Below are 8,196 nucleotides of genomic sequence, written 5' to 3'. Positions count from 1 at the left end.
CGTATGATGGCACCTCCGACTATACCCCGACCCGTCAGTTTATGACACAGTAGTACTAGGGCGAGCGCGGCCACAGCGGTGACCCAGGGGTGTCCCCGCATCGTGCAAGACCACTGCTCGTTTGGACGAATAGACCCAAGAGGAAGCATGTCAGGCACGACATCCTGGCTGGACCGTGGCCGCGCCGCTGGGGTTCGACAAACCGGACAAGCGTGGGAGCGTCGATGCTAGCTGACGAACTCATAGCCAATGCGGACTTCGTCGTCCTCGGCTCCGGGCGCGACAAGCTCGTCCAGGATTTGCGGCGAGCCCAGAGGTTCGACTTGGACCAAGATTTTGCAGCAGCGGCAGACGAACTCAAGCGATCCAACCCGGCCGCGTTTGAGCGCGCGCTGCCCGCTTGCCGCCTACCTTTTGAATTGTGCTGGTTCGAGACGGCACACAGCTATCGCGAAAGCTTTATCGGCCATGGAATGCAACTGACGAGACAGGGCCCGAGTGTTCTGCGTGTTGGCGTGCTCATTCGATCCATCGGAAACTGGAGTCAGTGGCTTGTTCATCTGGCGTGGTCATTTCGAGACGGCCGCTCTGATTTGAGTTCAACTGCTTTCCTGATCGACCTCGAGAATGATGCAACGACAGATTGGTTCTGGCAGAAGGCGCATTTTGATCCGACGCGATTTGCTCACCTTTCCAGATCGGCTGACGTTGAGGCGGCTGCGCGATTGGAGCGGCTAACTGCTCCCACGGAGTCGAACTACCATAAAGACGTGTTCACAAGACTGCGGTCCCAGCCGGATGGCGCATCGATATTGAGGCGCCTGAGCACGGCCGCCACGAATGACTGGACAGGCGAACCGTTGTACTGGCTCGCTGCCCTCGTTCTGATGAATAGCCGCAATGCCGCGGTGACTGAGGCCTCCAATCTCGACCGGCTGAACCGCGCCCGCCACAAGCGGGGGCAGCCAGAACTTCTGTCACATACAATCTGTCGGATCGCTCCCAGGCTCAAGCAGCGGATCGCCTATGACAAGGGTGTTGAGAGAGACGCGAGACTAATCAGGTCCCATTTTGTCCGTGGACATTTCAAAACGCGAAAATCCGGCGTCTTTTGGTGGTCGCCGTACTTCCGCAGTGGCTCTCAGGTTGGGCTTGTGACCAAAGACTACCATCTTGTAGGTCGCGTCACGTAGCTTGAGGCTCGCCAACCAGGGAGGTCTACCTCTCGCAGACAAACGACCAACTCTGTCCAAAACGGCGATGCTGGCCGGCAGCAAGCTTGCCTCTCCACGCGACGTTCTGAAAGTTCAATCGTGCAATGGCGGGTCTTCGCGTTATGGTTTTCGGACAGATAGCCGGCAATAATAAATCCGAGAGAAAATCCACACCGTCTTGGTAAAGCGAGAGGGACATCCGTCCCTCTCGGGTACTCATACAGGAATTTGTCAGGAGAATGGACTAGCTGCGCTTCGGCGGTGAGGCGGGCCAGCTCTTAATGAGCGTGTCATAATCCACCGTCTCGCCCTTCGGCTTCTCGTTCTCCAGCTTGCGCTGGGGCGCGATGGTACCGGAGGCTGCGGCCTTCTTGAACCACTCCTCGGCGGAGGTCTTCGGGTTCAGCTTCGGTCCACACTCGCCCTGCACGTTGGCGCGCTCAAGACGTCCGAGCACCTCGTCCTGGGCAGCTGCCAGCGAGTTCATAGCCTCCTGCGGCGTCTTAGCGCCCGACGAAGCGTCACCGATGTTCTGCCACCAGAGCTGCGCGAGCTTCGGGTAATCCGGCACGTTCACTCCTGTCGGTGTCCACTGCGCCCGAGCGGGTGAGCGGTAGAACTCGATGAGCCCGCCGAGCTTCGGAGCCCGTTCGGTGAAGCTCTTGTCCCAGATGTCGCTCTCGCGGATGAAGGTAAGGCCCACATGGCTCTTCTTCAGCGAGACCGTCTTGGAGGTCACAAACTGAGCATAGAGCCAAGCTGCCTTACGGCGCTCCAGCGGTGTGGACTTCAGAAGCGTCCAGGAGCCAGCATCCTGGTAGCCGAGCTTCATGCCCTCTTTCCAGTAAGCGCCGTGCGGCGAAGGCGCCATGCGCCATTTCGGCGTTCCGTCCGCATTCACCACGGGCAGCCCTGGCTTGACCAGGTCGGCCGTAAATGCGGTGTACCAGAAGATCTGCTGGGCGATGTTGCCCTGCGCCGGTACCGGCCCTGAATCATAAAAATTCATCCCGTTTGCTTGCGGTGGAGCATACTTCTTGAGCCACTCCACATACTTCGTCACGGAATAGACCGCTGCTGGACCGTTCGCATCGCCGCCGCGCTCGACCGAGGAGCCGACGGGACGGCAGCCCTCCATGCGGATCCCCCACTCGTCGACAGGCTTGCCGTTTGGCAGGCCCTTATCACCGTTGCCCGCCATCACCAGCCAGGCATCAGTGAAGCGCCAGCCAAGATCCGGTGCCTTCTTGCCGTAGTCCATGTGGCCATAGACCTTGACGCCGTCGATCTCCTTCACATCGTTGGTGAAGAACTCGGCGATGTCCTCATAGGCCGACCAGTTCACCGGCACGCCGAGGTCGTAGCCGTACTTGGCCTTGAACTTCTCCTTGATGTCCGGGCGCTGGAACCAGTCGTAGCGGAACCAATACAGGTTCGCGAACTGCTGGTCAGGCAGTTGATAGAGCTTACCATCGGTCCAGGTCGCAAAAGCCTTGCCGATAAAGTCGTCAGTGTCGAGGGTTGGCGAGGTGACATCCTTGCCCTCGCCTGCCATCCAATCAGTGAGGTTTACGACTTGGCCATAGCGCGCATGCGTACCTACGAAGTCCGTATCATTGACCCAGGCATCATAGATGTTACGACCCGACTGCATCTGAGTCTGGATCTTCTCCACAACATCGCCTTCCTGAATCAGGTCGTGGTTGACCTTGATGCCGGTGATCTCCGTGAACGCCTTGGCCAGAGTCTTGGCTTCGTATTCATGGGTCGTGATGGTCTCGGACACCACGTTGATTTCCTGGCCGACGAAGGGCTTGGCCGCGTTCACGAACCATTCCATCTCCTTCAGCTGCTCGTCCTTGGAGAGGGTAGATGGCTGGAATTCACTGTCGATCCAGCGACGGGCTTCTTCCATCCCGGCGAGAGCGACGCTTGAGCCGAGCGCCATGGCGAGGACGCTCGTCGAGATGAACAGTTTCAGGTGCCGGTGAGATTGGGTGAGTTTCATTCGTTCCTCCCAGTTGTGCCCTGGCCGGCTTGCGCGCTGGTCTTGTTCCCTCCGGTCCGGGCAAACCAGAGAGCCTTGTTGAGCCATTTCCCTCCTAGACGTAGCGGAACACGAGAGCTGCGTAGAGCAGGGAAAGGCCGGAGGCCCACCACAGGCCCGGGCCAACGAGCCCAAGCCAAGCGAGGTGGATGAACGCTGAGCCGAGAAGGGAAATGAAGAGCCGGTCGCCGCGCGTCGTCGGAATGCGTAAGGCACCGACCCGCTCCGTCTCGGGACGATAGACTGCCAGCAGAGTCATGATCAGCAGAAGGCTTGCGATAGCTGCGAAGAAGAGGCCGGTCTGCCACGTCCAGGCCATCCAGGCGAAATCAGGCATGGCGCTCTCCTTCAGACCCGGCCCAGGGCAAAGCCCTTGGCGATGTAGTTGCGGACGAACCAGATCACGAGGGCGCCTGGCACGATGGTGAGCACGCCGGCGGCGGCCAGCATACCCCAATCCATGCCGGAGGCTGAGACCGTGCGGGTCATGGTGGCGGCAATGGGCTTGGCATTGACCGAAGTGAGCGTGCGCGCCAGCAAGAGCTCGACCCACGAGAACATGAAGCAGAAGAAGGCCGCGACCCCGATGCCGGACGCAATCAGCGGCATGAAGATCTTGATGAAGAAACGCGGGAAGGAGTAACCATCGATGGCGGCCGTCTCGTCGATCTCCCGCGGCACGCCGGACATGAAGCCCTCCAGGATCCACACGGCCAGGGGCACGTTGAACAGGCAATGGGCCAGTGCGACCGCCCAGGGCGTGTCGAACAGGCCGATGGCCGAGTAAAGGTTGAAGAAAGGCAGGGCGAAGACCGCGGGCGGCGCCATGCGGTTGGTCAGAAGCCAGAAGAACAGGTGCTTGTCGCCGAGGAACCTGTAGCGCGAGAAGGCGTAGGCCGCCGGCAGCGCGAAGGCGATCGACAGCACCGTGTTGATCACCACATAGGTCAGCGAATTGATGTACCCTGAGTACCAGCTCGCGTCGGTGAAGATCTTGACGTAGTTGTCGAAGGTGATCTCCTGCGGCCAGAGCGTGAGGCCGGAGGTGATCTCCAGGTTGGTCTTCAGGCTCATGTTGACGAGCCAGTAGATCGGCAGCATCAGGAACAGGAGGTAGAGCGTCATCACTACCACCCGCCCGCTCACCCACGGTCCCGATAGGGCGCGGTTCGCCGTCACAGGGGCGGCAAGGGGCTTCGTCTCGGATCCGCCGACGGCGATGGTTCCGGTCATGCTTCGACCCTCTCGCGTTCGGCGTCCACGTTGGTCATGACGGTGTAGAAGACCCAGCAGATGGCGAGGATGATCAGGTTGTAGACCAGCGACATGGCGGCGGCCTTCCCGAGATCGAACTGGCCGAGCGCCAGCTTCACCAGGTCGATGGACAGGAAGGTGGTGGCATTGCCCGGCCCGCCGCCGGTGAGCACGAAGGGCTCCGTGTAGATCATGAACGAATCCATGAAGCGCAGCAGCACCGCGATCAGCAGCACCCGCCGCATCTTGGGAAGCTGGATCGTGCGGAAGATCGCCCAGCGCGAGGCGCCGTCGATCCGGGCAGCCTGATAATAGGCGTCCGGGATGGATTTGAGCCCGGCATAGCACAGGAGGGCGACGAGGCTCGTCCAATGCCACACGTCCATGACGACGATGGTGATCCAGGCGTCCAGCGGGTCGCCCGTGTAGTTGTAGTCGATCCCGAGGTGATTGACGACCCAGCCGAGGAGGCCGATATCGCCGCGGGCGAAGACCTGCCAGATGGTGCCGACCACGTTCCACGGAATGAGCAGCGGCAGCGCCATGAGCACGAGGCAGAGCGCCACTGTCCAGCCCTCCCGCGGCATGGCGAGCGCCACGGCGATACCAAGCGGCACCTCGATCAGGAGAATGATCGCCGAGAAGAGCAGCGTGCGCCACAACGCCTCGAAGAAGCGCCCGCCGAGTTCCGTCGACGGGTCGAGCAGCTCCTGGAACCAGGCAATCCCGTTCCAGAAGAACTGATTGTTGCCGAAGGTGTCCTGGACCGAGTAGTTCACCACGGTCATCAGCGGCAGGACGGCCGAGAATGCCACGATGGCGAAGACCGGCAAGACGAAGAACCAGGCCTTATTGTTGAGAACCTTCGTCATGCGCCATAGCCTCCCAGGGGCTCGCCGGAAACCAGATGCCCATTGGCATAGATATGAACCTGGCGAAGATCGAGGGCGAGCGCTGCCTCGCTCCCCTCGATAGAAATGCCGTCCGGAACGCTGGCGACGAGGGAGCGTTCACCCATCTCCACCCGCGCGATACGGGCACGACCGATATCGTCGATCCGTCTGACCCTCACGGGCAATCCGGAGCCCTTGGGCCCGAGCCGCACGAACTCGGGCCGAATGCCGAGTTCGACGCGCTCGCCGTCTGCCAGGGTGCGATAAAGCCGCTGCAGGGCTATGACTTCGTTGCCGATGAAGGCGGTGGCGCCTTCGACCCGGCAGGGCAGGATGTTCATGCCAGGCGAGCCGATGAAGTGGCCCACGAAGGTATGGGCCGGGCGCTCGAACAGCTCGTCGGGTGTTCCGGTTTGCACCACGGCGCCGTCATGCATCACCACGACCTTGTCGGCAAAGGTCAGCGCTTCAGTCTGATCGTGCGTCACGTAGATCATGGTGATGTCGAGCGCGCGATGGATTTCCTTCAGCGTTGAGCGCAACTGCCACTTCAGATGCGGGTCGATTACGGTGAGCGGTTCGTCGAACAGGATCGCCGCCACGTCGGGACGCACGAGACCGCGTCCGAGGGAGATCTTTTGCTTCATATCCGCCGTGAGATTGCTGGCCTTGCGGTCGAGCACGCGGGTGAGATCGAGAAGGCGCGCGATCTCCTCCACCCGCTGGGCCGTCCTGTCGCGGGGCACATGGCGGTTCTTGAGCGGGAAGGCCAGATTCTCGCGTACGGTCATGGTGTCGTAGACCACCGGGAACTGGAACACCTGCGCGATGTTGCGCGCCTCCGTTGGTAGATCCGTCACGTCGAGATCGTCGAAGCGCACGCGTCCGCGCGTCGGGCGCACCAGGCCCGAGATGATGTTAAGAAGCGTGGTCTTGCCGCAGCCGGAGGGGCCCAGCAGAGCATAGGCGCCACCCTGATCCCAGCGGTGGTTGATTTCGCGAAGTGCGAACTCGTCGGGGCTTTGTGGACTGATCTTATAGGAGTGCGCAAGGTGATCGAGCGCAATACGAGCCATAGCCGGTGTCCTCGAACGTTGTATCTCCCACGGTATCAGGTCCCTCAGCGCTAACCGATTTTGTGACATTCAAACTTAGCGAGAGTACTCGGCATGAGCACCCGACGCAGCCCAGTGGAACCACCTAGGTCTTGTCGTGTGGCGAAACGAATAGGGACTCATCACAGCACCAGAGAGTACGCATTCACAACAATCAACGCCAACTCAACTACCAGCGAAGTCATACCGCAGGCTTGATGCTAAGATCGCGAGCATCATCGCCCGTCGGGAACGGTACGGTACCGGCCCGGACTTCTTGTCTATACTCTTCCGGTAAGCGTAAATGCGCCAAGTGGAGAAGGCAAGTGGCTAAGGTTGAGCACTGATTGCTGGATGTGCCCTTCTAAAGGGGTGATCTACAAGGACCGGTGCCGCCGGTTAGTCTCAAGGCTTGGTTGCGGGGCTAGAGCGACTTCTGGCTCGTCCAGGTCAGAGGGATCCCGCTCCGAACCGTCATGGAACTGACTGGCTTGTGCGCATGAAGGCACGGCATGGCAGGAGCGAGCAGGACAGCGCTGCTCGGCACTGCCCAGTGTGGCCAGCGGGCTATGGCGTCGGCGCTGCCACAACCGTCGTGTGGGGCTCATTAGGCGCTTGTGGTCGCGGCCGAACCTTACCTGGACCCTCTTGAGTCGTTGGGACGAAAGTGGTCCACGGGGATCCGGCAAGGAGGCAGCCCTCCTGGCGCTGGGGACGACATCGAACGCTTACTCTGCGGATCGAGCAGTTCCCGTGTGACATCAGGCTGATTTGGCTCGTTCCGGAACTCTCTTCTTGCTCAGCGCCTTGTTGATCGCGGAGATTCCGTTTGCCATGCCCGTGCGTTGCTTCAAAGCCTGCGCTCCGATGATCGCAGTGGCGACCTGGTGGATTTCAAACGAAATTGTCGTCAAGGGTAGAGGACGATAACACCATCACATCAGCCTCATGGAAGGTTGAGAGGTCAAACACGTCTTGACGATGCTTGCTTGTCACCAGCGTAAGGACTTCATGATGACTGATCCCTTTGTCGCTTCCGCGAAACTCTCGGGCGCCGGTCTACAAGCTCAATTGGCTCGTCTCCGCGTTGTGTCGGAGAACATCGCGAACGCCCAGTCCACAGGCCGGACACCCGGCTTCGACCCTATGCTCGCAAGACGATTACCTTCAAGGCGGAACTCGAGCGCACGCTCGATGCCGCCACGGTTGCCGTGAAGGACGTCGGAACGGACGATGCTCCCTTCCCGGTTGACTACGACCCAGGCAACCCGGCAGCTGATGAGAATGGGATGGTCAAGAAGCCCATGGTCAACATGCTGGTCGAAATGGCCGACATGAGTGAAGCCAATCGCTCATATCAAACCAACCTGCAGATGATGAAGCAGGCACGGGCGATGATCAGCGCAACAATCGATCTGTTGAAAGGCTGATATGGTCAGTGCAGTATCGCGGCCGCCGGGATAATCGATTTTCGGGAGATGCTGTAGGCCCTTGTCTTGTGGGCACCCATTCTTCTTCAGAGGTACAGACCCTCGGCCCAGCATCAGCTGGCAGGTCGTCGACCTGATCAGGTGCCGGACGCCCATCACAGCCTCTGCGCTCGGAGTGATGAGCAGTTGCAATGCCGTGACCACGCTAGCCGTTCTTATGCATCGGAAGAGGGATGAGGGCTGGCGGATGTAGCTTAAGCACTT

6 protein-coding genes and 1 pseudogene are annotated in these 8,196 nt (G+C 60.2%); 2 read left to right on the top strand and 5 right to left on the bottom strand.

The window, feature by feature from the left end; genetic code table 11:
- Positions 1-224 precede the first annotated feature (224 nt).
- The gene (locus tag OC446_RS28350) at positions 225-1,193 is read left to right on the top strand and encodes a hypothetical protein (protein WP_262032281.1); all 969 of its coding nucleotides are present in this window, start codon (positions 225-227) and stop codon (positions 1,191-1,193) included.
- A 265-nt stretch (positions 1,194-1,458) separates the two neighbouring features.
- On the opposite strand, the gene OC446_RS28345 is transcribed toward OC446_RS28350, so the two are convergent.
- The 5 genes from OC446_RS28345 to OC446_RS28325 form a co-directional block, all read right to left on the bottom strand.
- Positions 1,459-3,162 (bottom strand): ABC transporter substrate-binding protein, encoded by a 1,704-nt coding sequence (locus tag OC446_RS28345; protein ID WP_262032283.1) that lies wholly within the window; start codon positions 3,160-3,162, stop codon positions 1,459-1,461.
- Between the two features lie 154 nt (positions 3,163-3,316).
- Positions 3,317-3,598 carry a DUF2160 domain-containing protein gene (locus OC446_RS28340; RefSeq protein ID WP_262032280.1) on the bottom strand — a complete coding sequence of 94 codons (282 nt, stop codon included), beginning with the start codon at positions 3,596-3,598 and terminating at the stop codon, positions 3,317-3,319.
- An 11-nt stretch (positions 3,599-3,609) separates the two neighbouring features.
- Positions 3,610-4,386 (bottom strand): carbohydrate ABC transporter permease, encoded by a 777-nt coding sequence (locus OC446_RS28335; RefSeq protein WP_262032282.1) that lies wholly within the window; start codon positions 4,384-4,386, stop codon positions 3,610-3,612.
- Positions 4,387-4,490: 104 nt separating this feature from the next.
- Positions 4,491-5,387: a carbohydrate ABC transporter permease gene (locus tag OC446_RS28330; RefSeq protein WP_262032279.1), complete on the bottom strand. Its 897-nt coding sequence runs from the start codon at positions 5,385-5,387 to the stop codon at positions 4,491-4,493.
- Positions 5,384-6,484: an ABC transporter ATP-binding protein gene (locus OC446_RS28325; protein WP_262032278.1), complete on the bottom strand. Its 1,101-nt coding sequence runs from the start codon at positions 6,482-6,484 to the stop codon at positions 5,384-5,386. The genes OC446_RS28330 and OC446_RS28325 overlap by 4 nt, the downstream gene beginning before the upstream one ends.
- Before the next feature lie 1,032 nt (positions 6,485-7,516).
- Here OC446_RS28325 and flgC point away from each other — a divergent pair.
- Positions 7,517-7,932: pseudogene (gene flgC, locus OC446_RS28320) on the top strand (flagellar basal body rod protein FlgC).
- Positions 7,933-8,196 lie beyond the last annotated feature (264 nt).

It is taken from the genome of Microvirga sp. Mcv34 (assembly GCF_024519725.1).
Classification (GTDB): Bacteria; Pseudomonadota; Alphaproteobacteria; order Rhizobiales; family Beijerinckiaceae; genus Microvirga.
This window is presented reverse-complemented; position numbering and strand designations above follow the sequence as displayed.

What these genes read in the sequence shown, in the direction of transcription:
- OC446_RS28345 (WP_262032283.1), bottom strand. Translation starts at nt 3,162, where the DNA reads ATGGCGCTCGGCTCAAGCGTCGCTCTCGCCGGGATGGAAGAAGCCCGT.
- OC446_RS28340 (WP_262032280.1), bottom strand. Translation starts at nt 3,598, where the DNA reads ATGCCTGATTTCGCCTGGATGGCCTGGACGTGGCAGACCGGCCTCTTC.
- OC446_RS28350 (WP_262032281.1), top strand. Translation starts at nt 225, where the DNA reads ATGCTAGCTGACGAACTCATAGCCAATGCGGACTTCGTCGTCCTCGGC.
- OC446_RS28325 (WP_262032278.1), bottom strand. Translation starts at nt 6,484, where the DNA reads ATGGCTCGTATTGCGCTCGATCACCTTGCGCACTCCTATAAGATCAGT.
- OC446_RS28335 (WP_262032282.1), bottom strand. Translation starts at nt 4,386, where the DNA reads ATGACGCTCTACCTCCTGTTCCTGATGCTGCCGATCTACTGGCTCGTC.
- OC446_RS28330 (WP_262032279.1), bottom strand. Translation starts at nt 5,387, where the DNA reads ATGACGAAGGTTCTCAACAATAAGGCCTGGTTCTTCGTCTTGCCGGTC.